23 protein-coding genes are annotated in these 25,818 nt (G+C 63.9%); 6 read left to right on the top strand and 17 right to left on the bottom strand.

Translation table 11 applies throughout. The annotated features are described in order from the left end of the window. Positions 1-2 precede the first annotated feature (2 nt). Positions 3-1,880 carry a hypothetical protein gene (locus C8C92_RS12385; protein ID WP_116744083.1) on the top strand — a complete coding sequence of 626 codons (1,878 nt, stop codon included), beginning with the start codon at positions 3-5 and terminating at the stop codon, positions 1,878-1,880. 7 nt (positions 1,881-1,887) lie between these two features. Here the strand turns inward: C8C92_RS12385 and C8C92_RS12380 are convergent, their stop codons facing one another. Beyond that, positions 1,888-3,051 (bottom strand): heparan-alpha-glucosaminide N-acetyltransferase domain-containing protein, encoded by a 1,164-nt coding sequence (locus C8C92_RS12380; RefSeq protein ID WP_116744082.1) that lies wholly within the window; start codon positions 3,049-3,051, stop codon positions 1,888-1,890. A gap of 108 nt (positions 3,052-3,159) precedes the next feature. Further along, the gene (locus tag C8C92_RS12375; RefSeq protein WP_165829396.1) at positions 3,160-5,250 is read right to left on the bottom strand and encodes a TonB-dependent siderophore receptor; all 2,091 of its coding nucleotides are present in this window, start codon (positions 5,248-5,250) and stop codon (positions 3,160-3,162) included. Positions 5,251-5,448: 198 nt separating this feature from the next. On the opposite strand from C8C92_RS12375, the gene C8C92_RS12370 reads away from it, so the two are divergent. Further along, positions 5,449-5,772, top strand: coding sequence for a tetratricopeptide repeat protein (locus C8C92_RS12370; protein WP_116744081.1), 324 nt, complete (start codon positions 5,449-5,451; stop codon positions 5,770-5,772). A 6-nt stretch (positions 5,773-5,778) separates the two neighbouring features. Here the strand turns inward: C8C92_RS12370 and bla are convergent, their stop codons facing one another. From bla to C8C92_RS12310, 12 genes are all read right to left on the bottom strand, one after another. Further along, positions 5,779-6,741 carry a subclass B3 metallo-beta-lactamase gene (gene bla, locus C8C92_RS12365; RefSeq protein ID WP_243420185.1) on the bottom strand — a complete coding sequence of 321 codons (963 nt, stop codon included), beginning with the start codon at positions 6,739-6,741 and terminating at the stop codon, positions 5,779-5,781. A 57-nt stretch (positions 6,742-6,798) separates the two neighbouring features. Next, on the bottom strand, positions 6,799-8,556 hold the full coding sequence (locus tag C8C92_RS12360; RefSeq protein WP_116744080.1) for a M56 family metallopeptidase: 1,758 nt from the start codon (positions 8,554-8,556) through the stop codon (positions 6,799-6,801). Then, a complete protein-coding gene (locus C8C92_RS12355; RefSeq protein WP_071077911.1) occupies positions 8,553-8,945 on the bottom strand; it encodes a BlaI/MecI/CopY family transcriptional regulator in 393 nt (130 codons plus the stop codon). Before C8C92_RS12355 ends, C8C92_RS12360 begins: the two co-directional genes overlap by 4 nt. Positions 8,946-9,008: 63 nt before the next feature. After that, positions 9,009-10,499: a hypothetical protein gene (locus C8C92_RS12350; protein WP_207780995.1), complete on the bottom strand. Its 1,491-nt coding sequence runs from the start codon at positions 10,497-10,499 to the stop codon at positions 9,009-9,011. A gap of 104 nt (positions 10,500-10,603) precedes the next feature. Further along, positions 10,604-11,950, bottom strand: a complete 1,347-nt coding sequence (locus C8C92_RS12345) for a DUF3422 domain-containing protein (protein WP_116744078.1) — start codon at positions 11,948-11,950, stop codon at positions 10,604-10,606. A 121-nt stretch (positions 11,951-12,071) separates the two neighbouring features. Beyond that, entirely contained in the window at positions 12,072-13,280 is a 1,209-nt protein-coding gene (locus C8C92_RS12340; protein ID WP_099759644.1) for a multidrug effflux MFS transporter, read from the bottom strand. Next, positions 13,277-13,951 (bottom strand): CerR family C-terminal domain-containing protein, encoded by a 675-nt coding sequence (locus tag C8C92_RS12335; RefSeq protein WP_099759645.1) that lies wholly within the window; start codon positions 13,949-13,951, stop codon positions 13,277-13,279. The genes C8C92_RS12340 and C8C92_RS12335 overlap by 4 nt, the downstream gene beginning before the upstream one ends. Positions 13,952-14,074: 123 nt before the next feature. After that, positions 14,075-14,545, bottom strand: a complete 471-nt coding sequence (locus C8C92_RS12330) for a copper chaperone PCu(A)C (protein ID WP_207780994.1) — start codon at positions 14,543-14,545, stop codon at positions 14,075-14,077. A 17-nt stretch (positions 14,546-14,562) separates the two neighbouring features. Then, positions 14,563-15,159: an SCO family protein gene (locus C8C92_RS12325; protein WP_116744077.1), complete on the bottom strand. Its 597-nt coding sequence runs from the start codon at positions 15,157-15,159 to the stop codon at positions 14,563-14,565. 64 nt (positions 15,160-15,223) lie between these two features. Continuing rightward, positions 15,224-15,610 (bottom strand): DUF2946 domain-containing protein, encoded by a 387-nt coding sequence (locus C8C92_RS12320; protein WP_243420184.1) that lies wholly within the window; start codon positions 15,608-15,610, stop codon positions 15,224-15,226. A 20-nt stretch (positions 15,611-15,630) separates the two neighbouring features. Further along, positions 15,631-16,254: a hypothetical protein gene (locus C8C92_RS12315; RefSeq protein WP_099759647.1), complete on the bottom strand. Its 624-nt coding sequence runs from the start codon at positions 16,252-16,254 to the stop codon at positions 15,631-15,633. A 62-nt stretch (positions 16,255-16,316) separates the two neighbouring features. After that, the gene (locus tag C8C92_RS12310; protein ID WP_071077919.1) at positions 16,317-17,018 is read right to left on the bottom strand and encodes a Crp/Fnr family transcriptional regulator; all 702 of its coding nucleotides are present in this window, start codon (positions 17,016-17,018) and stop codon (positions 16,317-16,319) included. A gap of 113 nt (positions 17,019-17,131) precedes the next feature. Here C8C92_RS12310 and C8C92_RS12305 point away from each other — a divergent pair, with 113 nt between their 5' ends. Further along, positions 17,132-18,766: an acyl-CoA synthetase gene (locus C8C92_RS12305; RefSeq protein WP_116744075.1), complete on the top strand. Its 1,635-nt coding sequence runs from the start codon at positions 17,132-17,134 to the stop codon at positions 18,764-18,766. 10 nt (positions 18,767-18,776) lie between these two features. On the opposite strand, the gene C8C92_RS12300 is transcribed toward C8C92_RS12305, so the two are convergent. The 3 genes from C8C92_RS12300 to C8C92_RS12290 all read right to left on the bottom strand — a co-directional run bounded on the left by C8C92_RS12300 (position 18,777) and on the right by C8C92_RS12290 (position 22,284). Continuing rightward, complete coding sequence (locus C8C92_RS12300) at positions 18,777-20,192, bottom strand: MFS transporter (protein WP_116744074.1); 1,416 nt, start codon at positions 20,190-20,192, stop codon at positions 18,777-18,779. Positions 20,193-20,269: 77 nt separating this feature from the next. Then, complete coding sequence (locus C8C92_RS12295; protein ID WP_116744073.1) at positions 20,270-20,986, bottom strand: ribonuclease; 717 nt, start codon at positions 20,984-20,986, stop codon at positions 20,270-20,272. Between the two features lie 197 nt (positions 20,987-21,183). Beyond that, positions 21,184-22,284, bottom strand: coding sequence for a branched-chain amino acid aminotransferase (locus C8C92_RS12290; RefSeq protein ID WP_116744072.1), 1,101 nt, complete (start codon positions 22,282-22,284; stop codon positions 21,184-21,186). Between the two features lie 198 nt (positions 22,285-22,482). Between C8C92_RS12290 and C8C92_RS12285 the strand changes: the two genes are divergently transcribed. The 3 genes from C8C92_RS12285 (at position 22,483) to C8C92_RS27460 (ending at position 25,661) form a co-directional block, all read left to right on the top strand. Continuing rightward, positions 22,483-25,032 (top strand): sulfite reductase flavoprotein subunit alpha, encoded by a 2,550-nt coding sequence (locus C8C92_RS12285; RefSeq protein WP_116745936.1) that lies wholly within the window; start codon positions 22,483-22,485, stop codon positions 25,030-25,032. 137 nt (positions 25,033-25,169) lie between these two features. Next, a complete protein-coding gene (locus C8C92_RS27220; RefSeq protein ID WP_133250742.1) occupies positions 25,170-25,355 on the top strand; it encodes a hypothetical protein in 186 nt (61 codons plus the stop codon). A gap of 150 nt (positions 25,356-25,505) precedes the next feature. Next, complete coding sequence (locus C8C92_RS27460) at positions 25,506-25,661, top strand: hypothetical protein (protein WP_157750997.1); 156 nt, start codon at positions 25,506-25,508, stop codon at positions 25,659-25,661. The last annotated feature ends 157 nt before the right edge of the window (positions 25,662-25,818 follow it).

The following is a 25,818-nucleotide window of genomic DNA, read 5'->3' as shown; positions in this document are numbered from 1 at the left end:
TCATGGCCTATATCCTGCGGGGCAAACTGTGCGGCTTGATCTGTGCCGAGTGTCCTGAACCGTTGTCGCACGTCATCGTGCGCCTGTATCGCCCGCGCGCGTCGCAAAACATCACGGCCCTGGCCGTGGCCAGCGCCAAGGAAACCTTCGCCATTCTCACGGACGAGGAAGTGCAGGCGAAAGCCCCCTCCCTGCTGGCCGAAACGCGCACGGATGACGATGGCAACTACAGCTTTACCCTGGGCGACAAGGAACAATACCAGGGCGAGGCCGTGGAAGTGGACGTGTTATGTCCCACCGTGCCGCATCTGAAAGGGGGGCCGAAAGACCCCGTGCCGCTGCAGTTTTCCATCACCACCATCCAGCCGCGCTGGCGCCAGGCTGACAATGATTTCCTCGCCGTCTGGGATTATTGCCTGCCGCAACGCTTCTGGTGCCTGGTGCGCGTCCGCTTCGGCGCCTGGACCATCTGCGGCCGGCTGCGCACCTGCGTTGCGCCCCACACGCCGATCGCCGGCGCCACCGTGCGGGCCTTCGACGCGGACTGGCTGCAGGACGATGCACTGGGCGTGGCCGTGACCGATGCCAGCGGGCGCTTCCGCATCGATTACCTGACATCAGACTTCACGCTGACGCCGTTTTCACCGTTCATCAACGTGGAGTTCGCCAGCGGCCCCGACGTGTACTTCACGGCGCAGTTGGGCAGTGTGACCATCCTGTCGGAAACGCAAGCCAACGGGCGCCAGCCGGGCCGCGAGAATGTGGGCCACTGCTTCTGCGTGGAATTGTGTTCAAAAGACGTCTTGCCACCCGATGTGGAAGGCGTGCCCCACTGGCAGCAGGTGGAAGTGTTCGATATCCACCCGTTTCCCTCGCTGGCCGGCTTTTCCGCGCAAGGCTATGCGGGCGGCGCCGGCCCGTCCTACGTGTTCGCTGGCGGCGTCACATTGAAAGGCAATTGCCCGCTGCGCAACAGCGCCATCCCCGCCAACCCGCTCGAATACCGTTTCCTGATCGGCGAGTGGTCCTGGCCCGGCGGCAGCGACGACCCGGCAGCCATCCCCACGGCGGCGCCGGCCAGCCTCGCACCGCTCACGCAAGTGCTCGGCACCCTGGTCGGCTATGTGTTTTATACGAATGGACTGGGCCTCGCCGACTCGGCACAGGTGATCGTCGACGCGGGCGACTTGCAGCCTGGCGGCTGGATAAGGGTGGACGGCAAGAGCGTCACCGTGGACATGCGCGATGGCACGACGGCCGTCGTCAACGTAGCGCCCAACATCTTCCTGCGCACGTTTGACTTGCTGACCATCAATACGCCCGCCATCACCAGCCTGCATCCGGCCAAGCTGCCGGGCGGCTTGCCCATCCTCGACGCGGGCAGCAGCCTGACGGCGGCCGAGAGCGAACCGATACGCCGCTACCGCCTGGGCTTCGAAGTACGCGACGGCATCAGCCTGGCGCTGGTGGCCACGGACGGGCTCGACTCCATCGTCTTCGACAATTCGCCCGTCATCGTGGCGCTGGACCTGGAAGAGTTGCGCAGCAATGCCTGCAACCCCATCGCGGGCGGCCTCGTGCATATCCTGTACACGATCGATCACCCGCATTTGCGCTTTTTCAATATCACGATTTCCAATAACAACGGCATCGCGCACCCGCCGCCACCGCTGCCGTCCGCCAGCTTCACGCCGCCGCCACCACCGAACAATTACCTGTTCCGCGGCGGCGCGGGTGGGCCTCATCTGTCAGGCAACAATGGCGGTTTTCCCGTCAACGTGGCGCTCGACCCGCCCTGCGCCTACCGTGTGGCGATTGCTTGGCAGACGCGGCATTACCTGGCGTCCAGCCACAGCATCGACAGGCTGTATTGTAAGTAAGCCTGCCTCAGAAATAGCGCACCCACGCCTGCTGCGAGGTGCGCTTGTAGTTGGCAAACGCGCGGCAGGGAAAGTACAGCACGGGCATCAGCAGCAAGGCCAGCAGCCAGACTTGCCAGAGTTGCTCGACGCCATAGCGGCCAGCGTGATTGGCGCCCAGCATGGCCTTCAAGGCCAGGCCGATGCCCAGCAGCAGATATAAATGCAGCAGATAGTAAAACATGGGCGCGCCGCCAAAGGTGGCGCAGGCCCGCGTGAACCAGTTATCGACGCTTTCCAGCCAGGCCAGGCCCAGCAAGCCCAGGCCCAGGGTGAACAGCAAAAAGTCCAGCGACGGCGGGTACTTGGTGAAGTTCAGCACGCTCATGACCGTGCGCACGGCCGTGTCGCCCGCCACCCAGGGCAGGGTTTCGCCATACAGATTGAAGCCGCGCAAGACGGCCAGCAGCAGCAAGCTGCCCGCGCCCAGCGCCAGCAGCAGGCGACGACGCCCCTCCGGCGAACGGCTGCGCGCGTACAGCGGCCCGGCCGCATAGCCAAGCACGATCACGCCTATCCACGGCAGCAGCGGATAGCTGACCTTGATCTTCATGGCGCCATCGACGACCAGGTAGCCGCGTTGCAGCAGCAGCGTCAGAAGGTAATAGGCAAGGCTGCCCTCTTCCGCGTGCAGTCCTGTGAACAAATGCTGGCCCGCGATGATCGCCACGCCCAGCAGCGCCAGCACTTTCAACGGCAACCGGTGCAGCACTGCCAGCGCCATCATGGCCAGGCCGATGACCCAGATCACCTGCAGATACAGCACGGCGGGTGGAAACGCCCCGCTCCAGGCAACATTGACGAACACCAGTTCCAGCACCACCAGCAGCAAGCCCCGCTTGAACAGGAAACCAGCAGCACTGCGGGGACCGGTGGCCGGATGCGCGTACAGCCAGGCGGACAGTCCCGTCAGGAAAACGAACATGGGCGCACACACGTGGGCGGCCAGGCGCGTGAAGAACAGGGCCGGATCGACGTGGGCCGCATCCATCGGGTCGCCCACCTGGTGGTGCAGGAAGACCGTTTCGCGCACATGGTCGAACAGCATGATCAGCATGACGAGGCCGCGCAGTACGTCGATGACGGCGATGCGGGTGCGCAGGGTGGCGGGGGAAGGCAGGGAGGCAGTCATTTATTCATTTTTAAATCTAAGATTAGAAACGGCATGCTTACCCCAACGGCAGAAACTGGGGTCGGACCTGAAGGTCCGACCCCGGCACTTTGCTGTTGGGTGAATACATCAAAACCTGTAATGCGCATTCAGGGTCAGCGTGCGCTCGGCCCCAGGCGCCACCCACAGCTGGCTATAGGAACTCGCATAGTAGCTGCGGTTGAACAGGTTTTCCACGTTCAGTGCCAATCGCAGTTTGGCGTTGGGCGAATACGACGCCAGCAATCTGGCCGTCGTGTAGGCCGGCAAGGTGAAACTGCTGCTGGCGGCGACGTCGCCCAGGCGCTCGCCCACGTACTGCACGCCGCCGCCCACGCTGGCCGTGCCCGTACCCAGCGCAAATTGCTGCGTGGCCAGCAGATTGGCGCTGTGGCGCGGCACGTTGGCCAAGCGGCTGCCCGCCACTATCGTAGTGTCGCCGCGCGTGACGCTGGCATTCGTGTACGCATACGCGCCCGAGACGCGCAAGCCGCGCGCCACTTCGCCCGACACATCGAGTTCCAGGCCCCGGCTGCCCACCTCGCCCGCCGCGATGGCAAAATCCGTGTTGGCGGGATTGGTGGTCAGCACATTGCTCTTGCGGATGTCGTACACGGCCAGCGTGCCCGTCAGCTTGCCCGTTTCCAGTTTCGCGCCCAGCTCATACGCGCGGCTGCGCTCGGCCGGAAAAGCCTGGTTGGCGATGCTGATGCCGCTGTTGGGGCGAAAACCCTTGGCCGCACTCGCATATAGCGACCACATTGTCGACGGCTGGTAGACGAGGCCCGCGCGGGGACTGGTGGCCGACAGCGACTGGCCGTTGCTCACGTTCAGGCGATTGTTCGTCACGTCCTGCGTGTACGTATCGTGGCGCACGCCGACCAGCGCCTTCCATTGCGCGCCCAGATCCAGTTGATCTTGCGCATACAGGCCGCGCGCCTGTTGCGCTTCCTGCGTGTCGATGGACAGGGCCAGCGGAGCGGCCTTGCCGCCATACACGGGCGCAAAAATATCAATGGCATAGGCATTCGCGGCAGAGGGATTGCGGCGCAGCTGTACCCGATGGTCGTCGAAGTGATAGGCGTCGACACCGGCCAGCACCTCGTGCGCCAGCGCGCCCGTTTTGAACTTGCCCAGTACTTCGACCCGTGCCGACACGTCGGTGGCCGAGAAATCGCGGTGGCGGCGCTGGCGGTTCAGGCTGCGGCCATCGGCCAGCAGCTTGTTCGCCTCGGTCGAATAGCCGCTCAATGCGCTGTCGCGGTAGGAAGCGCCCGCCTGCAGCGTCCAGTCGTCGGACAGCGCGTGATGGATAAACAGCTGCTGCCCCAGCGACTTGACCGTCATGGGGCCATCGCCCGGTTCGCCCAGGAAGCGCGCGACGGGGACAAGACCCAGCTGGCCATGCACGGCGACTACGCCACGGTCGAACGGCACACGCTGCCGCACCGCTTCGATTTCATACGAGACGGTCGTGTGCTCGCCCGCCAGCCAGAGGAACGAGGGAGAAAACAGGCTACGCTCGACTTTCACCGTATCGCGGAAGCTGTGCCCCTCTTCATGCGCCGCGTTCAATCGGTAGGCGACGGTGTCGCTCAACGGCCCCGTCAAGTCCAGCGCGGCGCGGCGCGTGCGGAAACTGCCGAGGGAAACGTCGGCGGCGTATTCCGGCGCGAACTTCGGCTTTTTCGTCGTGATGTTCACCGTGCCACCCGGCTCGCCCCGGCCGTACAGGGCCGACGCGGGGCCTTTCAGCACTTCCACATTCTGCGTATTGCCGGCGTCGCGCAGGCCGTTGTAGCCACGGCTGGAACTGAAACCGTTGACCATGTAGTCGGAACCGAAATTCGGGTCGCCCGTGAAGCCGCGCATGGCATAGCTATCCCACAAGCCACCCAGCGGGCTTTGCTTCGCAATGCCGCTGGCCAGGTCCAGCGCGCCGGCCAGGGTCGTCACACCCGCATCGCGCAGCAAGTCGCCGGTCAGCACGCGCACGCTTTGCGGCAAATCCATCAATAAGGCATCCGTCTTGGTGGCGCCCGTGGCCGACAGGCTGCGGTAGTGCTGGCGCTCGGCCTTGACGGTGACGACATCATCGGCCTGCGCACCATCGACTGCCAGTGACCAGGGACTGGCGGCGGCCAGCAAAAGCGCCACGGGGCGGCGTAAAAACACGGACATGGGATTCCTGACGAGGGCGTAAAACAATGCAATAAGCTTGCATTATAAATGATAATGGATTCTCATTAATGGATTTTTGAAAGATACTCGGCCCATATCTATCCTGCTGGCAGACGTGGACGATGAAACGTCCGCTTGTTTCCCGCGCGCTCAAGCGTTAATATGCAAGAATTAACTTGCATATTAACGGGACCCTTGATGCGTGAAAGACTGGAAAAACTGCTGGCGCAGGGACGCGACAGCGCCCTGCTGCGCTTTGGCCTGGGAGATGCCTGCCTGAAAGAGCATGACGCCGAGCAAGCGGCCCTGCACCTGGCGCAAGCCACGGTGCAGCAACCCGGCTACTCGGCCGCCTGGAAACTGCTGGGCAAGGCCTTGCACCAACTGGGCCGACTGGACGAAGCACAGGCCGCCTGGACCACCGGCGTGACGGTGGCCCAGCAGCAAGGCGATTTGCAAGCCGTCAAGGAAATGACGGTGTTCGTCAAACGCCTGCACAAACAGCAGCAGGCGGCCGAGTAAAACCGTTTAATGCGCGTGCGCGGCGCCCTTGGCTTCGGCTGGTAACGCAACGCCCCGCTCTTTCGCCAGGCGCTTGGCCAGCAAGCCACCCGCTTCGGCCGCATAGGCGCGGCAGGCGTTGGCGTCGATCAGCGGATTGCTTGTGGCGCTGCGCCTGGCGGCCTTGCCCAGCACGTCCGTCGTGCCCGGATGCACGGGGATGATGATGTCGCATGGCAAGGCAGCCACCTTGGCGATGCTCGCTTCGAACGAGGCCGAAACGTCAGGCGAGCCACCCTTGCCCGCGCCTTTGCCCGTGTACGCAAAATCACCGCTGGCATACGGGTTCAGGCTGTCCGCGTACACCACGTTCAGGCAGCGCTGGCCTTCGCACGAGGCCCACGTCCACGTCGTGCCGCCGGGCGTGTGGCCCGGCGTCATGTGGGCCGTCAGCACCAAAGGGCCCACCTTGACGGTATCGCCCTCGCCCACTACCTTGACCTTGGCGACTTTCGCGACATGCACGACGGGATCGGCCTGGTACTGCGGATCATCGTTGCCATTCGTACCGCTTTGCAGCCCCAGGGCGCCCGAGGCGCTGGCCACTACCGTGGCACCACTGGCCCGTTGCAGCGCGGCGATGCCGCCCGCATGATCCCAATGCGCATGCGAATTGAGGATGACTTTCACATCCTCGATGCGAAAGCCCAGCGCCTTGATGCTGGCGATGATCAGGGGCGCCGATTGCGGCAGCGCACCGTCGAGCAGGATATGGCCCTGCGGACTCGTCACCAGCACGGCGGACAGGCCGGCCGTGCCCACATACCAGCTATTGCCATACACGTTGAACGGCTTGACGGGCGCATTCCATTCCTTGCAATTGTCACAATTAACCGGTTTATCCTGCACCGGGGCCGGCGTCTTCGCCTGCACCGTACCAGCTGCCATGGTCGCAACCGTAGCCAGCATCAACTTCGCCAATAGTGTCATCTTCATCTCCAGAGTGTAAAAAGAAGGGCGCCCGCACTGGCGCGCCCGGGGGGGGTATCAGTGCATGCGGCCAGTCCTGTCGACCAGGGTGTCGCGGATGTGTCCTGCGTCGAGCGAGCGCCGCTGCGCGCCATCGGCGTCCAGCAGCACCACGGTGACGTGCTTGCCGCCGCTGCGCATGCGCATGGTCAGACAACTGCCGGCCTCATGGCTGCTGCCCGTCTTGGACAGCACAATGTCCCAGCCCTTGCCGCCCACCAGCGGGTTGGTGTTGCGCAGGGTGCGCAACTTGCCATTGACGGCCACGCTCGCTTGCGGGTGGCTGGTGATGCGCGCGATGTCGGGATAGCGCGCGGCCGCCGCGACGATCTTCGCCACCTCGCTGGCCGTGGACGTATTCGCGGGCGAACTGCCGACCGGGTCCAGCAAGGTAGTGCGGTGCAAGCCCAGGTGGCGGATCTTCGCCTGCAGTGCCTGCTGAAACGCCGTGCTGCCGCCGGGATAGGTGCGCGCCAGCGCGGCAGCGGCGCGGTTTTCGGACGGCAGCAGCGCCAGTTGCAACAGCGCGCCGCGCGACACGGCCACGCCATCGGCGAGCAGACCGTGGCGCTGCAGCGAAGCATCGCCATCGGCGCGCACGATGCGCAACTGTTCATCGGGATCGAGTCCCGCATCGAGCACCACCATGGCCGTCATCAGCTTGGTGATCGAGGCGATGGGCACGACGGCGTCCGCATCTTTCGCCATCAGCACCTGGCCCGTGCTGTCGTCAAAGACCAGCATGTGTTTGGCGCTGACGGGCAAATCCAGTATCGCGACGGCGGCCTCGGCCAGGGTCTCCCCGCTGACGGCAGGCTTGCCCTGCACCTGCAGCAGCAAGGTGGCGCAGGCCAGCAGCATGGCCGGCACGGCCAGTTTCCAGCCGGCCGTATCGGGGCCGGGTGCCATCAGGCGTTCGATACGCGTCAGCAGCGCCCCGCCCCGTGCCGACATCAGCAAACCGGAATGCTGCGGCACAGCCGTGTGCAGGGACAGCGCATGCAGCGCCGTGGCCAGCTGCTGCGGGTCTTGCAGCGCTTGCGCAGCCAGCGCGTCGGCCACCTGTTCCCGTTCGGCCCGCATGCGCGCCGACAGCCACCAGACGACGGGGTGAAAAAACAGCAGCGCTTCGGCCACGCTTTGCAACAGGTTGACCAGGTAATCCCAGCGCCGCACGTGCGCCAGTTCATGCGCCAGCAGTGCTTCCAGCAAGGCGACGGGCATGCCGCTCAGCAAGGCGGCGGGCAGCAGGATGACGGGGCGCCAGAAACCCACGGTGACGGGGCTGCTCAGTCCCCCGTGCAGCTTCAGCGGCGGCCGCCGGTGCAAGCCCATGCGCAGCGCCAGCGCATCGAGGCGCGCCTGCCAGATGGCGGGTGCGGCCACGGCCTGACGGCGCAGCCTGCCGACCCAGGCCAGGCCCAGGCACAGGCGCAAGGTCATCAGCCCAACGCCGGCGCTCCAGGCCAGCACCAGGGCCGGCATCCACGCTTGCAGCGCGGCGCGCCAGGCGGGCGGCGCAGCCATCGGCAGCTGGGCCAGTGAAGTGCCGGACAGCAGAGACAGCAGGTGAGCGGTGGGAATGCACAGGCACAGCAGCAGTGCCAGCGCGCAGACGGCATAGCGCCAGCGCGCGCTGGCGTGGCGCAGCAGCCAGAGCAGGACGGCGGAGACGGCGCCGACGATCACGCCCTGCCAGACAAAATACAGCAAGACCCAGCCCAGCGCCGGGACAAGGTTGCCCAACTCGATGCCCAAGCGCATGTCCAGGTTCATGGCGCCTTGCCGTCCTTGCTGCGCAGGATTTTTTCAATTTCCAGGCGTTCCGCATCGCTCACGTGCTCGCGCAACGCCGTCAGCACCAGCGCCTTGCCGGAACCGGAAAACACCTTGCCGATCAAGTCCTTGAGCAAGCTGGTCTGTAACTTTTCCTGCGCGTCGACGGCCGCATACAGCTGCGGCCGCTGGCTTTCATCGCGGCTCAAGAGTCCCTTGCCATGCATCAGCTGCAACTGGCGCAGCACGGTGGCGTAGCTGGCGTCGGCACGCTCTTCGGCCAGGGCGTCATACACGGCGCGCGCGTCGGACGGACCGCGCCGCCACAGGATGCGCAGCAAGTCCAGTTCGGCGGCCGTCGGATGGGGAGTGGAGGTATTTTTTAACATGCCGCTAGAATACCCAGTCTAGAACTCCATGTCTAGAACTTTTTTTCTAGAGTGTGGAAGCGGCTAAAATTCGCGCAAGCGGTCGAACAGGTCCAGCAAGGCTGCCTCATCGACGAGAGCGGCGCCCTGCCCGCTCAGTTGCCCACTTAGCTGTGCCAGCAGTTCCGCCAGCACCGTATAGATTTCCTCGCGCTCGACCGTCTCGATGATGCTCGTCCGCCGCTCGATCTTGTTGAATTCCTGGACATAGGCGCTGACCATCGCTTCCAGCACGGCGGCCGCCGCCGACGCCTCCATGGCGGCATCGATGCCGCGCGTCACGGCCAGCATGTTCTTGTAGGCCAGCGCCGCCTTTTTCGCATAGGCGGGGGAAATATGCTCGCGGCCATCCCAGTCGCGGAACGGGTTGAGCAGATTTTCCGCCAGCCATTCCGGCTTGCGCGCCTTGCTCACCGATAAGTCCAGTCCCTGCGCCGCCGCTTTCTTGTAGCCGGCCTTGATGGCCTTGGCGACGTCGGCGGGCAAGCTGGTCAGCCACAGGGCAGACAGCTGCGGCAATTGCGTGGCCGATGGAAACTCTTCCGCCTTGTAGCCGAACAGATCACAGGCGGTGAACATCCGCAGCTGGGCCAATTGCGCAAGGCTGGCCATCTGCGATGCCAGTCCCGGCTTGCCCCAGATGCGCAAGGCCGTCAGGTGAGGAAAGCGCTGCGCCACTTGCGCCAGGTCGACGTCTTTCATGCTCACCAGCGACAGGCCGCCCAGCTGGTCGAGACCGTGGAATGACGGCAGCGTCTGCTTGCACTGCAGTGTCAGATGGCGGCCATCGGCGCCATCCTTGATGCGCAGCGCCAGCGATGGTGCGCTGCGCAGCGCGAGTAGACCCAAGCCTTTGTTCAAGACCAGGCTGCTGACGCCATCGGGCTGCAGGATCAGGCGTTCCAGGCCGCTGCCGCTGAAATCGAGCGCATGCACGGTCGATGACTGCCAGTCCAGCTCATTGATGAAGGGATTGCCCTGGATAAACTCCATCAAGGCTGGCGTGCCGTGGCTGGTCTCGATGGACATCAGGCAAGGCAGTTGCTCCAGTTCGGACAGGTCGCCCAGCGCCTGCAAGACGCTGTCATTGATTTTCGTCGCGTCCTGGCGGAAGACGTGGCCGCCGAGCGTCACTTCACGCTCGCGCGACGCGGCCTTGAACTGCTGGCGCCGCAGCGGATCGATGCGCTCCCAGTTGCGCTGGCGCAGCACACTGTCGCCCACGTTCCAGCCGCTGCGGTAGCTGTTGACTTCCACGTCCACCAGCGGCGCGATATTGCCAACGAGGGTATGGCCAGGCGGCACGTTCGCCGTGGCATAGCAGTGATCGTGGCGCTTGTTCCAGAAGAAATAGTCGCACAGCAGCGGCCGCATGGCTTGCACGGCCGCCGCATCAGGCAAGGCGTCACCGGTCCAGTCCAGCTCCAGCACGGCAGCGACAGGCCTGGACGATGAAGCATCCTTGATGCGGGTGACCTGGCAAGCCACGTACTGCTGCAGCTCGGACGAAAACACACTGTAAACATCTCCAACATTCGGTAGCACGCATTTTCCTTTTCAGAACACCTGACGGTCGAATGTTGAAAGATAGCAAAAATGATAGCGCAGTGTCGTCCCGCTCAGTCCGCGTGCAGCTTGTGATGCATGCGGCGCAGCCCCAGCCACACGCCGGCCGCCACGAACGGCACCAGCGCGCCGACGAGGATTTCCGGATTCACGGGCAGCCCCATCACCTTGGCCGCCTTGCCCGTGTAGCTGAACAGGCCGATCACGTAATACGAAATGGCGGCCACGGACAAGCCTTCCACCGCTTGCTGCAGTTGCAGCTGCTGCGCCGCACGCGCATTCATCGATTGCAGGATTTGCCGGTTCTGCAATTCCTGCACGATGCCCACGCGCGTGCGCAGCAAGTCATTCGTGTTGGCAATGCGCTGCGCCATCGCTTCCTGGCGGCTGGCCATCGCTTCGCACGTGTTCATGGCAGGCGTCAAACGGCGATCCATGAATTCCTCGACCGTCGGGATGCCCTCGATGCGCTCTTCGCGCAACTCGTCGATACGCGCCTTGACCAGGCCCATGTAGGCTTTCGAGGCGGAAAAACGGTAGCTATTGTCGAGCGACAGCTTTTCAATGCGGGCCGCCAGGCGCGTGATGCGGTCAAGCAAGGCTTGCTCGGCAACGCCCTCGTCGGCCTTGGCCAGGCCGGGCGCGTCGTCCGTGTCGACCATGGCGGCGGCCAGGGTCGCCAGTTCGTTTTCGATGGCGTTCAACGAAGGCGCCGCCTGCATGGCATAGGGCAAGCCCAGCAAGGCCATCATGCGGTAAGTTTCGATTTCCAGCACGCGCTGCACCAAACGGCCCGACTGCTGCGAGTGCATGCCCGCATCGCGGATGACGAAACGGCTGAAGCCATCCGACTGGATCGTAAAATCCGTCCACAATTCGCCGCCCTGCAACACTTTGCTGCCGGCCAGAGTATTGCCCTCGAACACACGCGACAAGCCCTGCATAAAAATCTCGGCTGGCTCTGTCGCTTGTTCCAGCACCACGTGGGCGGCCACCATCAGCTTGCCCTTCAAGCCCGCCAGCCACTGCTGCGGCAACTGTTCCAGGGGCATGCGCTCGAACGCCTGTTCCAGGGGCAAGGCGGCGCCCGGGCGCTCGGCAAAGGTAAACGTGGCAAATTCCGTGTGGCATTCCCATTTCAGGCGGAAGCGGCCAAAGTCGTAATAAAAATACTTGGCTTCGGCGGCGGGCGGCGTGACGCCAAAATGCGTGCACAGGGCCGCCAGGGTGGCGTGCTGGGCCGCCATATTCGACGCACCGGGCGCCGCGCTGTCATCCTTGTAGACGGCCAGATGGGTGATCAGCTCGGGGGCATCGAGCTGCAAAAACGGCCGCGAGTGGATTTCCGCAGCCAGCGGCACGCGCAAGGCGTGGTTCAAACTGGAGTTAATCAAGTGCATGATAGCCAAAGGTAAAGTTGCAAAACTGCTTAGACCCGCGCGCGTGCTGCTATGCCCGCGGCAGGGCCTGATTGTCACAGTGTAACAAAGCAGGAAGCATGCCACTCTTTTACAGGGCCCGTCATGTTGTTTTGATAATGCCGGTCGCCCCCTGCCCCGACCCTTGGCGGCTGCCCAGCCACCAGAATACGGCGGCCAGCACCACGGCAGAGGCCTGTCCCAGCGCCAGCTTGAAGGCACTGTCGAACAGCAACGGTGCGACAAAACCGGACACCAGCGCAAACACCAGCATTTGCACGAAGTTTTGCAGGGAGGCGGCCAAGCCCCGCATCTGCGGGAAAATGTCGAGCGTCGACATGGTCATGCCCGGCAAGGCCAGCGACATGCCGAACGCGTACAGCATCACGGGCACGACGGCGAACGGGATGCTGGCCGCAAACCAGTGGTTGTAAGCAATGTTGAGCGCGCTCGTGGCCGCCATGGCCAGCAAGCCCCAGCGCACCAGCACGGCGCTTTTCACCGCATGGGCCAGCTTGCCCGACAGCGCCGATCCCAGCACCAGACCCGCCACCATGGGGATGAACATCCAGCCAAACGCCGTTTCCGGCAGACGCAGCAATTCCAGGATGAAATGCGGGGCCGAGGCGATGTACAGCGCGAAGCCGCCAAAGGCGAAGGCCACGGCCAGCGAACGCAGCAGGAACGCCCGGTGGCGCAAGGCCAGCCAGTAATTACGCGCGATGTTGCCTGGGTGGAAGGGTTGGCGTTGCTCGACGGCTAAACTTTCCGGCAAGCCTTTCAGGCAGGCGAGCGCCAGCAGCACCGTGACGGCAAAGGTGAAGACGAACGTCGATTGCCAGCCGTAGGCCACGTGCAGCCAGCCGCCGATGATGGGCGCGATGGCCGGTGCGATGCCGAACACCATCATGATATTGGCGAGCATCTTTTGCGCGGCCGCGCCCGACAGCGTGTCGCGCACGATGGCTTGCCCGATGACCCTGCCCGCTCCCGCCGAGGCGCCCTGCATGCCGCGGAAGAACAGCAGCCAGCCAAAGCTCGGTGCAAACGCGGCGCCGATGGAACCGACGGCGAAGATCAGCAGGGAAGCCAGGATCACGGGACGGCGGCCAAACGAATCGGACAAGGTGCCGTAGAACAAGGTCATGAAGGCATAGGCGGCCAGGTAGACGCTCAGGGTTTGCTGCACCAGCACGCTGCTGACGTCGAAATGCGTGCCGATCGCGGGAAACGATGGCAAGAAGGTATCCGTGGCGAACGGGCCCAGCATGGCCAGCCCGGCCAGCACCAGGGTCAGCTTGCGCGCTTTCATGCGCCCGCCTGCGCGGTGTATTGAAGGCGCATGCCTTCCAGGGCCGCCAGCGAAAATTGCGACACATGACGCGCGATGCTGGCGATGCCCGCCTCGTCATACGTCATTTCCGGCACCACCAGTTCATGCACGATGCGCGAACGGGCATAGAACACGGCCTGGCCGATCACGCTGAACACGCATTTCTGCACCACGTCCGCCGGCATGGCCGGCCCCACCACGCCACGGATCAAGCCCGTAAACAAGGCGTGCTGCGGACGCACATTGCGCTCGGCCAGCTTATGGATGGCGGCCGTCGGCTCGATCAGTTCGCGCGCCACCAGGCGGCTGAACAGCGATGCGTGCCCCGAGCGCAGCATGTCGGACACCAGCGCCTCGATAGCCAGGCGCAACTGTTCCACGGGGGGCAACTGCGCCTGCGCGCTGGCGGCGGCCACGTCGGCGGCGGAGGCCCGCGCCAGTTCGCGCGCATGGTCGAAGGCGGCCAGGTGCAGCTCTTCCTTGCTATGAAAATAGTAATTGACCATCGCCACATTGACCCTAGCCGCCTCGCATATCCTGCGCACGGAGGTGGCCTTGTAGCCCTCGCCGGCAAACAGGTCCGCCGCCGCCTGCAGGATGCGCGCGCGCGCCGGCTCCGTTTCCTTGCCACTTCTCGTTTCTTCCGTCATGTCATTCCCATCATTTAAACAGCCGTTTAATATCGCAGGGGATTATATCAAACAGCCGTTTAACTTTCAGGCAGGCACAAAAAAGCCCGGCGAACCGGGCTTTTCACGGGTGTAGCGGCAAACTTAGTGCTTCATCGCCGGCATCGGCGCCGAGGTCGCGCCCAGCGGACGGGCCACGGCGGTCACTTCGATGGTTTCGCGGCGCTTGTCCTCACCTTCGACGACCAGGGTCAGCGGGATTTTGTCGCCCGCCTTCACTTGCCCTTTCAGGTCCAGCAGCATGACGTGGTAGCCGCCCGGCTTCAGCTCCACGGCTTTGCCGGCTGGCAAGGCGATTTCCTTGACCTGGCGCATGCGCATCATATTGTCCGTCATGCTCATTTCATGGATTTCCGCCACGCCGGCCACGGGCGAGCGCACTTCCAGCAGGCGCATGGCTTTCGGCGCCGTGATCTGCATGAAGGCGCCCGTGGCTTTTTGCTGCGGCACGGTGGCGCGTACCCACGGGTCGGTAATCTGCACGGAAGTCTGGGCAGCGGCGGAGAAGGACAGTACGGTCAGGGCCGTGGCCAGCAGGGTTTTCAGATGGGTCATGATCATTTCCTCGGTAGTTATAAGGTGTATTTCGATTTCATCAGGGTCTTGATGTCTTGCACGCACTCATCGGCCGTCAACTGGTGCTTCAAGCCCAGGCGCATGCGCCCCTCGGTATCGAGCACATAGCTGATGGCCGTGTGATCCATCGTGTACGAACTGCCGCTGGGCACGCGGCGGTAGAAGACCTTGTAATTGAAGGCCGTCTGCGCCGTCGCCTGCGGGTCCGTGCGCAAGCCCAGAAAGCTGGGGTCGAAGGCGCGCATGTATTCGCCCAGCAGCTCGGGCGTGTCGCGTTCGGGATCGATGCTGATGAAGATCACTTGCAGTTTATCCCCATCGGCGCCCAGTTTCTGGCGGATTTCCAGCGCGCGCGACAGGGCCGTCGGACACACGTCCGGGCATTGCGTAAAGCCAAAGAAGACCATCACATACTTGCCCTTGAAATCGGCCAGGGTGTAGACCTTGCCGTCGGGGCCGCTCAATTTGAAGTCGGGCTTGTAATCGCCTCCCGTCAAATCGAGGCTGTTGTAATGGGGTTTCGGTGCTTGTTCGCAAGCGGCAAGCGTAAGCAATCCCGCCGTGCCGGCGAGAAGGAAAAGACGACGTTTCATGGTAATTCCAGCCCGATGGGCGTAGTTGAGACAAGTTGGGACGTAGAAGGCGTGACTATTGCGTTCAGACAGCCAAAGGCGGGCCGCGCGGGCTGGCGCCCAGCCACGCGAACTGGGGCCGTGGCGCCTGGTAAAACAAGGGTGGATAGTGGTCGTGGCCCGTGATGATGGCCAGCGGAGACAAGGTCGGCGACGGCAGGGCCACGCTGCCCGCGTGGTTCATGCAGAACGGGCAATGCTCGATGTGGTGCAGGACGGAATCGGTAGTGGATCTGGCGGCCGGCGCCAGGTCCGCTTGCGTGTAGACGGCGCCGCTGGCCGAGCAGATCTCGACGGCAGCGCTGTTCGCGTTCGCGTGCAGCGAGGCAAACGCATACGACAGGGACGGCGACAGCGCATTGAGCAGTATCGCCAGGCAGGCGAACCACATATGCCACTGTTTGCGCTTCAATAAAGATCCCATGGCCCCGATTATAGCGGAGTATGGCTTTCGCGTAGCGCGGGCGCGCCCGCCTGCCCCCGCAGGAACAGGCTGGGGCGCACGCCGGCCACGTCCACGCAGGCGTCGCAAAACGCGGGGATCGAGGCGAAACCGGAGCCGGCCGCCACTTGTGCCAGGTCGCGCTCGCCGCCTTCGCCATCGGCACCCGCTTGCGCCGCCGTGTGCAGCGCATGCGCCAGGCGCTGTTCACGCACCAGGCTGAGCAATGCCTCGCCCTCGGCAAACAGGCGTGCGCGGGCCTTGTGCGGCGTCACTTGCCACAGGGCCGCCAGGCGCGCCGCCGTCCATTTGCCTTGCGGCGTATCAAAGATGTGCTGCGCCAGCGCCTGGCTCCAGCGCTTGCCGCCGCCGTGGCCACCATCCGGCTCGTCGCCTTCCAGCGCCAGGGTAAACACGGCCGGCTTGCCCCGCCCCGGCATCACGTCGCAGGCAAAGCGCAAGAAGGCAGGCACGACAAAACTGTCGCCGCTGCCCAGTTTCTTGGTGGTGATTTCATTATGCAAGGTGACAAAACCCTGGCGCACGGTGACGCGCAGCCGGAGCGGAAAACGCAAGCCCAGCAAGTACAAGGGATGATCGGAAACGAGGGCCATGCGTCAGGTCAAGGTGGTGAACAAGCCATCAGCATGCCACACATCGCGCAAGCAGTCTGTCATCACAGCGACGCCACGCCATAGCGGCGCAAGCCATCGAGGTCGACGACGCGGATCGATTGGTAGGCGATGCTGATCAGTTTCAGCTCGGCCAGGCGGCCCAGGGCCAGGTTCACGCGCTGGCGCGAAATGCCGGTCAGCAAGCCAATTTCTTCCTGCGACAGCTCAAGCACACTGGAGGTGCGCGGATATAACATGGGGTGGAACAGTTGCGCGATCGCTTGCGCCACTTGCGCGTCGACGGCCAGCAGGCGCTGGTTCTGGATGGTGGCGATGAATTGCCCCATGCGTTCGTTCAGCTGGCGGATGACGAAAGCGTTAAAGGAAAGGCTCTCGGCCAGCAGCAGGTGAAACAGGTCCACCGGCACCAGGATGATGTTCGCGGCGCGCACGGCCACCACATCGTAGCGGCGCAGTTCGCGCTTGAGCACGCTTCCTTCGCCGCACCAGCCACCGGCCGGCACGCCAGAAAACGTGGCGCCGCGCCCATCGGCGTTGTAGACGGCCAGCTTGATCAAGCCCGTGTGCACGCCGATCCAGTGCGCCGACGGTTCGCCGCGCCGCGTGATGAAGGCGCCCGCCTCGACATGGCGAAGCACGCTGCCGGCGCGCAACAGGGCCTGATGCCGCGCATCGAGGGCCGTGAACCAGTCGTGGCTATCGAGTTCGGGCACCGCACGGTCTACACTATCGTTGCTATCCATTCCATCCTTCAGTTGTCACTAAGATGACAGTGATTTTTCAGCACCGGTGCTATGCTAACCGGTATCAATCCCGAAACAGGGAGCTACAGCATTTTATTTACCAGGAGACAAGCATGACTGCTGATTTCAATACCGGCCTCGACAAAAACAGCGCCAACTACGCCGCCCTCACCCCGCTCGACTATATCGCCAGGGCAGCGGCAGTATATGGCAATCGCCTGGCAATTGCACATGGCGCCGTGCGGCAGACGTGGCAGCAAACCTATGCGCGCACGCGCCGCCTGGCCTCCGGCCTCATCAAGCTGGGCGTGGGCACGGGCGACACGGTGGCCGTGATGCTGCCGAACACGCCCGCCATGGTGGAAGCGAGTTTTGGCGTGCCGATGGCCGGCGCCGTCCTCAACGCCCTGAATATCCGCCTCGACCTGGCGGCGCTGACCTTCATGCTGCGCCATGGCCACGCAAAAGTCTTGCTGGCCGACACGGAATTTGCCGAGCTGGCGCGCCAGATGGCGGCGCAGATTCCCGGTCTGCGCGTGATCCAGGTCAACGACGTGCTGGGACCGGAAGTGGAGGCCTTTTCCGACCTCGACTACGAAAGCTTGCTGGCCAGCGGCGACCCCGACTACGACTGGCAGCCGCCTGCGGACGAATGGGACGCCATCGCCCTCAATTACACGTCCGGCACCACGGGCGACCCGAAAGGCGTGGTCTACCACCACCGGGGCGCGGCCCTGAATGCCCTGTCGAACATATTAGAGTGGGACATGCCCAAGCATGCCGTGTATTTATGGACATTGCCGATGTTCCACTGCAATGGCTGGTGCTTCCCGTGGACCATCGCCGCGCGCGCCGGCGTCAACGTGTGCCTGCGCAAGTTCGATCCGAAACTGGTGTTCGACCTGATGCGCGAATTGCGCATCACCCACTATTGCGCGGCACCCATCGTGCACGCAGCGCTGGCCAACGCGCCCGCCAACTGGCGCGAGGGAATCGACTGGACGGTGCGCGGCATGGTAGCCGGCGCGCCGCCGCCGGCCGCCATGGTGGCAAAGATCGAAGCCATGGGCTTTGACTTGATCCACTCGTATGGCTTGACGGAAGTGTACGGCCCCGCCGCCATCTGCGCCGAGCAGGATGAGTGGGCGGCCTTGAGCCAGGAAGAGCGCGCCGTGTTGAAATCGCGCCAGGGCGTGCGCTACCACTTGCAAAGCGCCGTCGCCGTGATCGACCCGGAAACCATGCAGCACGTGGCGGCCGATGGCGAACAGATCGGCGAGATCATGTTCAGAGGCAATATCTGCATGAAGGGCTACCTGAAGAATGAAAGGGCGACGCAGGAAGCCTTCGCCGGTGGCTGGTTCCACACGGGCGACCTCGGTGTCATGTATCCGGACGGCTATATCAAGCTGAAGGACCGCAGCAAGGACATCATCATTTCCGGTGGCGAGAATATTTCCAGCGTGGAGGTGGAAGATGCGCTATACCACCACCCGCAAGTGCTGGCCGCCGCCGTCATCGCCCAGCCGGACGAAAAATGGGGCGAGACGCCATGCGCCTTCGTCGAACTGCGCGAAGGTGCCAGTGTGACGGAAGCGGAATTGATCGCCTTCTGCAAGAACAACCTGGCCGGTTTCAAGGTGCCGAAAGCCATTTATTTCGGCCCCCTGCCCCGCACGTCGACGGGCAAGATCCAGAAGTTCGAATTGCGCAAGCGCATGCAGTCGGACAAGGCCATCGACGTCTGACCTCTACCCGTCAGTCGCGCTTGCCGGCCTGCCACGCCGGCTGCGCCACCACCAGGCGCGAAAAGCTGGCGATGCTGGCCACGGCGGCAAATCCTGCCGCCAGGCACAGCGCATACGTCGTACCCCGGCTGGCCGAAACGGTGAAGCAATAGGCGACGAGCGCCGCGCCCGTCGCTTGCCCGATCAGGCGCGAGGTGGCCACCACGCCGCTGGCGCCGCCGGCCCGCTCGGGCGGCGCGCTGCCCATGATGGCTTTCAGATTGGGCGCCTGGAAAAAGCCGAAACCGATGCCGCACAAGGCCATGCGCCAGCCGATGTCGAAGGCGCTCGGGTGGGCCGGTATCCAGATCAAGGTCAGCAAGCCGCCGGCCAGCGCCGCCAGGCCGATGCCTCCCAGCACGCCCGGCGAGTAACGATCGCTGAGGCGCCCGGCCACGGGCGCCATCACGGCCACCAGCGCGGCCCACGGCGTCATCAAAAAGCCCGTTTCGACGGGTGAACGTCCCAGCGTGACTTCAAAATAGAATGGTAGCGAGACGAACGCCAGTCCCTGCGCGGCAAACGTGCAGATGGCCGTTAGCGACGACAGCAGGAATAATGGACGGCGGAACAGGTCGATGGGCAGCATCGGTGCCGCATGTCCCGCCTGGCGGCGCAGCAGCAAGACAAAGAACACGGCCACGGCCACCAGTTCCGCCAGCAGGACGTCGCCGGACGCGTGATGGGCGGCGTCGCCGAACAGCAAAATGAGCAAGCCGAAGGCACCCACGTTGTACAGCGCCGTGCGCGCATCGAGCGTGTGGCCGGACAATTTGGTGGCCGGCAGCATGCGGCTGGAGAGGAAGAAGCCCGCCACGCCCAGCGGCACATTGATGGCGAACAGCCACGGCCACGAGGCCGTCGCCAGGATCAGCGAGGCAGCCGTGGGGCCGATGGCGAACGCGACGGCCACCACCAGCGCATTGTTGCCAAACGCGCGGCCCAGCAAGTGTTTCGGATACAGGGCGCGCAGCAGCGCCGTATTGACGCTCATCATGGCGCTGGCGCCGACGCCCTGGAACAGCCTTGCCACCACCAGCGACGGCAAGGACCAGGCCACCGCACAGGCGAGCGACGCCACGGTAAATAACAGCATGCCGGAGATAAACACGCGCCGGTAGCCGGCGATTTCACCGAGGGCGGAAAACGGCAGCAGGGTCGCCACCATGGCCAGTTGATAGACATTGACGATCCAGACGGAGGCGGCCGGCGTCGTGTGCAGCTCGCTGGCGATGGCCGGCAAGGCCGTGTTGGCGATCGCCGTATCGAGCGAGGCCATGCCCACGCCGATGGCCAGCGCCAGCATGGCCCATAAACGGGCGCCGGGCGGCAAGCCGTCCTCGCCCACCATCACGGCTTGCGTTTGCCGCTGCATAGACTGCTGCATAAATACACTACCTGTTCATCTTGCTGATCCGGGCAATACACTAGCATGGATGATGGAAACCTGCAGGAGCGGCAAGCTTACTTCTGGCAGTCGATGACCTTGAAATCCTTCGAGTAGCAGATGCGCAACTCGCCCGAGTGCTTTTCATAGCCGAGCCAGCGGCCCTTCAACTGCGGGTTGTGCTGCTTCATCCACTGGAACAGCTCGTTTTTCGGCATGGTGGAGTCCGGCAACTTCAAGGCCTGGAACAGTTCGCGTTCCTTCTCGAAATACTGCTTGGCCGTATCGAAATCGCAGGCGCCATGCTTTTCCCATTCGCCCTGCAGCAAGGCTTCACCGGGCTGCATGCACATGTAAGGCAAGATCTCCGACGGCGCCAGCTTGGGCATGTTGCCCTTGCAATAGCGCGGATGCATGTCCGTCTTGCGCGGTGGCGTCACGGAAATGTCTTCGCACGTGGCGGGATTGGCCGACTGCGCCCACAAGCCATGCACGATCCAGCCGAACTGGTTGCTCTCGGCGCACTGGAAGGCGGCCTTCTTCGACACGGCGCCGCGGCGACGCTGGCTGTCGCAAAAGCCTGGCGACCACGACAGCGCGAGCATGAAGTAATCGGTGGGCACGTTGGTGCTTTGCTTGTAGCAGGTGTTTTTCTCGTCCGACGGCTTGACGTCATAATCGTAGTAGCTGACGTTGTTTGGAATGGCGCAGCTGGCGTCGGCCGCGTGGACGGCGCCAGCGGACAGGCAGAGGAAAACGGCGGCCAGCGCGGGCAAGACAGAGCGAATTTTCATCGAGTTTCCTTCAAGATATAAAAACGCCGGCAACAAAGTGCCGGCGGGGTCAAAACGAACAACATCAGTCACGACACCTGACAAAACCGTAGCGAGCGGCAGTGATTTGTGGCCGAGAAGCGCAACCGTACTCTAGTACGGTGAGCATCGCCGGCCGCAAAGCGCGACGCGCAGTAGGTTTGGTCAGGTGACATCTACTAGCAAACGGTGTGCATCCAGCCGTGGGTATCCGGTGCCGTGCCATGCTGCAAGCCCAGCAGCGCTTCGCGCAGGGCCAAGGTGACGGCGCCGTTTTCATTGTTGTTGATGGTCATTTCAAAGCCGTTCGCCTTGGCCACGCCCACCGGCGTGATGACGGCGGCCGTGCCGCAGGCGAACACTTCGGTCATGCGGCCCGAAGCGATGTCGTCGCGCCATTGCTGGACGGACAATTTACGCTCTTGCGTCGCATAGCCGAGGTCTTTTGCCATTTCCAGCAAGCTGCGGCGGGTGATGCCTGGCAGCAAGGTGCCCGTCAGTTCCGGCGTCACGACCGTGATTTTCTCGCCATCCTTGTAGACGAAGAACAAATTCATGCCGCCCATTTCTTCGATGAATTCGCGGTGCACGGCATCGAGCCAGACGACCTGGTCGCAACCCTTCTCTTGCGCTTGCGACTGGGCCATCAGGCTGGCCGCGTAGTTGCCTGCGCACTTGGCTTCACCGGTGCCGCCGGGCGCAGCGCGCACGAAGTCTTCGCTGATCCACACGGTGACGGGTTTCACGCCTTTCGGGAAGTAGGCGCCGGCCGGCGAGGCGAACAGGACGAACAGGTATTCTTCCGATGGGCGCACGCCCAGGTAAGGATCGGTGGCGATCATCAGCGGGCGCATGTACAGGCTTTCGCCCGTGTTCTTCGGCACCCAGTTGCGGTCTTGCGCAATGAGCGCATCGCCCGCTTCCAGGAACAGCTCGACAGGGATGGCCGGCATGGCCAGGCGCGCGGCGCTGCGGTTGAAGCGCTCGGCATTCTGTTCTGGACGGAAAGTCTTGATGCTGCCATCAGGCTGGGCAAACGCCTTGTAGCCTTCGAAGATGGCCTGGCCGTAGTGCAGGGACGACGCGGACGGGTCCAGCATCAAGGGGCCGTAAGCCTTCAGTTCACCTTGCTGCCACTTGCCGTCACGGTAAGGAATCACCACCATGTGGTCGGTGAAGATGCGGCCGAAGGCGGGATTGACCATGCGCGCGGCGCGCTCGGCGTCGGACAGGGGGTGGGCGGACGGGGTGACGACGAGATTCGGTGTGGAAGTGGTCATGGCGGCAATGGGAACTAGTGAACAGTATCCCTATTGTAGCGCCTATGGCACCCAATCAGGCAAACGAGGATAGCCCCCGCCCCGCGAAAACAGGGTGCCATCATTTGCGAATGATTCTCGTTTGCGTTAAAATGCCAGCCTTCCTTCTTCCCCGCCATGCATGACGCCCTGCATGGCGGCGCTATCGAAAGCCGCTTCATGACGACCTCCTCCCTGCCACACCCCCTGCCGCGCGCCAGCGCCGACGATGCGCTGCAGACTCACCAGCAGCGCCGCCAGCAGCACCAGCGTGCCGCCGCCCCGCAACAAAAGCGCTGGCACTGGAGCTGGAAGCAGGTCTGGTTTCAATTGCACTGGTTCATCGGCATCACGGCTGGCACGGTGCTGGTGATCATCGGCCTGAGCGGCGCCACCCTGGCCTTCAAGGATGAATTGCTCGACGTCATGAACCCCGGCGTGCGCCATGTGCCCGTGGAAACACGCGCGCCGCTGACGCCGGCCCAGCTGAGCAACATTGCCGCCGCCGAACACGGCCAGCGCGTGGCATCCATCACCCTGTATGCGCAGGCGGGCACGGCGCCACGCCTGTTCTTTGCGCCGAAGAACGGCCAGCGGCGCGGCGAGTCCATTTATGTGCACCCGTACACGGGCGCGACCCAGCCCGCGTTGACGGGGGCGGGCTTTTTCGAGTGGACGGAGTCGCTGCACCGCTGGCTGCTGCTGCCACGCGATCCGGGCCGCCAGGTGGCGGGCGCGCTGGCCCTGTGCCTGCTGGGCCTTGCACTCTCCGGCCTGTATCTGCGCTGGCCCCGCCGTCCGCTGGACTGGCGTACCTGGCTGAGCTTCGATCCTGCATTAAAAGGCCGCTCGTTTTTGTGGAATTTGCACGCCGTGGCAGGCACCTGGTGCCTGGTCGTGTACGTGGCGCTGACCCTGACGGGCATGTACTGGAGCTATGACGTGGTGCGCGACAATATCGATGCCTGGGCCGGCAAGCCCCCAAGGATGGCACAGGCGCCCATGAAAAAGGGGACGGGCAAGGAGAAGGAGGCGCCGGCCGTTGACATCGGCCTGGCCTGGAGCAGCTTCCAGCAACACGCCCCCGGCTGGACCCTGGCCAGCGTACGCATGCCCTCGCGCGCCGGCGAAGCCGTGCAATTTACGTGGCTGGCCAGCGATGCGCCGCACGAGCGGGCGCGCAGCCGCATGAGCATTGCCCCGGCCGACGGCACGCTCACGGAAAACGAGCCGTACAGCCAGCAGGCGCTGGGCGTGCGCCTCGTCAACATCATTTATCCGCTGCACATGGGCACGTATTTCGGCTTGCCGGGCCGCATCATCGTCACCCTCGCCAGCCTGGGCCTGCCCCTGTTCGCCATCACGGGCTGGATGTTGTACCTGGGCCGCCGCAAGGCCAAGCGCGCTGTGCAGGCGCAGCGGGCTCTGCTGGCTGGCATTGCGGACATGACGGACACGGGTTTACCCACCCTGGTGGCTTACGCCAGCCAGTCGGGCCAGGCCGAACGGCTGGCCCTGGAAAGCGCGCGCGCCCTGCAGCAGGCGGGCGTGGCCGTCGACGTGCAGTCGCTGGAGCGCTTTGATCCCGCGCAATTGCGCCAGTACGAGCGGGCTCTGATCGTTGCCAGCACCTTTGGCGAAGGCGAAGCGCCGGACGGCACGCGCCGCTTCGCGCGCCTGCTGCAGCAAACATCGGGCACGCCGCTGGCCGGCCTGGAAGTGGGCATGCTGGCCCTGGGCGACCGCCATTACAGCGACTTCTGTGGCTTCGGCCATGCGCTGGAGCGGCAATTGCGCACGCTGGGCGCCACGCCTTTGTTCCCGCTGATCGAAGTCGACAAGCACGACCCCGCCGCCCTGGCCGACTGGTCGCAAGCGCTGGCCCGTTGCAGCGGCAGCGCCATCGACGCCATCGGCGTACAGGAACAGGCATCGTACGAAGACTGGCGTTTGCTGCGCCGCGTGCTGCTCAACCCCGGCAGCCTGGGCGGCGAACTGCATGAAATCACCTTGACGGGTCCGGCCGGCGCCACCTGGGAAGCGGGCGCGCTGGCGGAAATCATCGGATGCAACGCGGACGGCGGCGAGGGTGACGCGCAGGGTGCCCAGCATGCGCCGCGCAGCTACTCGCTCGCTTCGCTGCCATCGGATGGCGAACTGCAATTGCTGGTGCGCCAGGAACGCCATGCGGGCAGCGAAAACGAGGGCCATGGTATCTGTTCCGGCTGGCTCACGCGCTTCGCCCAGCCGGGCACCACCATCCGCCTGCGCCTGCAAGCCAATCCCGCCTTCGCCCCCGCCCTGGTCGACGTGCCCTGCATTTTTATCGGCAACGGTTCCGGCCTGGCGGGCCTGCGTGCGCACCTGCGCGCGCGCCAGCGGGCCGGGCTGGCACGCAACTGGCTGCTGTTTGGCGAACGGCAGCAAGCTTTTGACAGCGTCTGCGGCGAAGAGTTGCAAGGCTGGCTGGACGCTGGCCATCTGGCGCGCCTGGACCGTGTCTTCTCGCGCGATGGTGACGAAGGTGGCAAACGTGAGTACGTGCAGGACCGCCTGCGCAGCAGCACGGACGAACTGCGCGACTGGCTGGCGCAAGGCGCCATCGTCTACGTATGCGGCAGCCTGCACGGCATGGCGGCAGGAATCGATGCTGTGCTGCAAGAAGTGCTGGGCCAGGAAGGCCTCGACGCCCTGCTGGCGGCGGGACGCTACCGCCGCGACGTGTATTGATCTGCCTCAGCACATTGCCAGCGCCGCCCGGCTATGTGGGCGGGCGCACAGTCAGCGCCAGCCATCGGACTAGAGTGGGGATATGGCGGCATGGGGACAAACCCGCGCCGCGCCACTCACTATCTGCGAGGCACCCCATGAAAAACCCCTGGATGAGCATGTACCTGAGCGCCACCAACCGCATCGCCAACACGGCGCGCGGCCACGCCACGGCCGCCGTCAAGCGTGAAGCAGCGAAAAATACGCGGCATTTGACGCAAGTGTGGTTCGATTCCTTCCTGCCGCCAACTGGCAAGCCACGGCGCAGTCGCAAGGCCAAATAAGCCCTTGGCAACAGGCGAACTGGTGCGGTGCATCACAGCAATTAGTTGAAGTTTCAATCAGATGAACTAAACTGCAAGCATGGTAGTACATAGGAAGTGACCTGCAGGCGCCGCATCCCCGCGCCGCCACCGGGCCACCGGGAGACGACCATGTTGACGCTCAAAGTGCTGGCCTGCCTTGCCCTGTCGGCCTTGCTGCTCGTGCCCCTCGTACTGCGCGACGCGATGCAGACGTCGGCCGTGCAGCAGATGCAGGTACCGAATGTCGATGCGCATGCCCTGTGGGCCCACTGGCCCAAGCACTAAAATACGCGCGGCTGAGAAAACGCCGCTCGGCAACACGTCGCATCGTTCAAATCTGCTTTGTTGCGGGTGGGATTTGTTCCCCCTTTCCAGTCCAAATGTATCAGTACCCCTCTTCACCATACTTTTGATCCAGATCATGGATTTCCCCCTACGCTGC

The sequence above is a fragment of the Janthinobacterium sp. 78 genome (genome assembly GCF_003096775.1).
Classification (GTDB): domain Bacteria; phylum Pseudomonadota; class Gammaproteobacteria; order Burkholderiales; family Burkholderiaceae_D; genus Janthinobacterium; species Janthinobacterium tructae.
Note: the sequence above shows the minus strand (reverse complement) of the source record. Positions and strands in the feature narration are given on the sequence as shown.

Coding starts and splice junctions, on each gene's coding strand:
- C8C92_RS12385 (WP_116744083.1), top strand. CDS start 3: ATGGCCTATATCCTGCGGGGCAAACTGTGCGGCTTGATCTGTGCCGAG.
- C8C92_RS12380 (WP_116744082.1), bottom strand. CDS start 3,051: ATGACTGCCTCCCTGCCTTCCCCCGCCACCCTGCGCACCCGCATCGCC.
- C8C92_RS12375 (WP_165829396.1), bottom strand. CDS start 5,250: ATGTCCGTGTTTTTACGCCGCCCCGTGGCGCTTTTGCTGGCCGCCGCC.
- C8C92_RS12370 (WP_116744081.1), top strand. CDS start 5,449: ATGCGTGAAAGACTGGAAAAACTGCTGGCGCAGGGACGCGACAGCGCC.
- bla (WP_243420185.1), bottom strand. CDS start 6,741: ATGACACTATTGGCGAAGTTGATGCTGGCTACGGTTGCGACCATGGCA.
- C8C92_RS12360 (WP_116744080.1), bottom strand. CDS start 8,556: ATGAACCTGGACATGCGCTTGGGCATCGAGTTGGGCAACCTTGTCCCG.
- C8C92_RS12355 (WP_071077911.1), bottom strand. CDS start 8,945: ATGTTAAAAAATACCTCCACTCCCCATCCGACGGCCGCCGAACTGGAC.
- C8C92_RS12345 (WP_116744078.1), bottom strand. CDS start 11,950: ATGCACTTGATTAACTCCAGTTTGAACCACGCCTTGCGCGTGCCGCTG.
- C8C92_RS12340 (WP_099759644.1), bottom strand. CDS start 13,280: ATGAAAGCGCGCAAGCTGACCCTGGTGCTGGCCGGGCTGGCCATGCTG.
- C8C92_RS12335 (WP_099759645.1), bottom strand. CDS start 13,951: ATGACGGAAGAAACGAGAAGTGGCAAGGAAACGGAGCCGGCGCGCGCG.
- C8C92_RS12330 (WP_207780994.1), bottom strand. CDS start 14,545: ATGACCCATCTGAAAACCCTGCTGGCCACGGCCCTGACCGTACTGTCC.
- C8C92_RS12325 (WP_116744077.1), bottom strand. CDS start 15,159: ATGAAACGTCGTCTTTTCCTTCTCGCCGGCACGGCGGGATTGCTTACG.
- C8C92_RS12315 (WP_099759647.1), bottom strand. CDS start 16,254: ATGGCCCTCGTTTCCGATCATCCCTTGTACTTGCTGGGCTTGCGTTTT.
- C8C92_RS12310 (WP_071077919.1), bottom strand. CDS start 17,018: ATGGATAGCAACGATAGTGTAGACCGTGCGGTGCCCGAACTCGATAGC.
- C8C92_RS12305 (WP_116744075.1), top strand. CDS start 17,132: ATGACTGCTGATTTCAATACCGGCCTCGACAAAAACAGCGCCAACTAC.
- C8C92_RS12300 (WP_116744074.1), bottom strand. CDS start 20,192: ATGCAGCAGTCTATGCAGCGGCAAACGCAAGCCGTGATGGTGGGCGAG.
- C8C92_RS12295 (WP_116744073.1), bottom strand. CDS start 20,986: ATGAAAATTCGCTCTGTCTTGCCCGCGCTGGCCGCCGTTTTCCTCTGC.
- C8C92_RS12290 (WP_116744072.1), bottom strand. CDS start 22,284: ATGACCACTTCCACACCGAATCTCGTCGTCACCCCGTCCGCCCACCCC.
- C8C92_RS12285 (WP_116745936.1), top strand. CDS start 22,483: ATGACGACCTCCTCCCTGCCACACCCCCTGCCGCGCGCCAGCGCCGAC.
- C8C92_RS27220 (WP_133250742.1), top strand. CDS start 25,170: ATGAAAAACCCCTGGATGAGCATGTACCTGAGCGCCACCAACCGCATC.
- C8C92_RS27460 (WP_157750997.1), top strand. CDS start 25,506: ATGTTGACGCTCAAAGTGCTGGCCTGCCTTGCCCTGTCGGCCTTGCTG.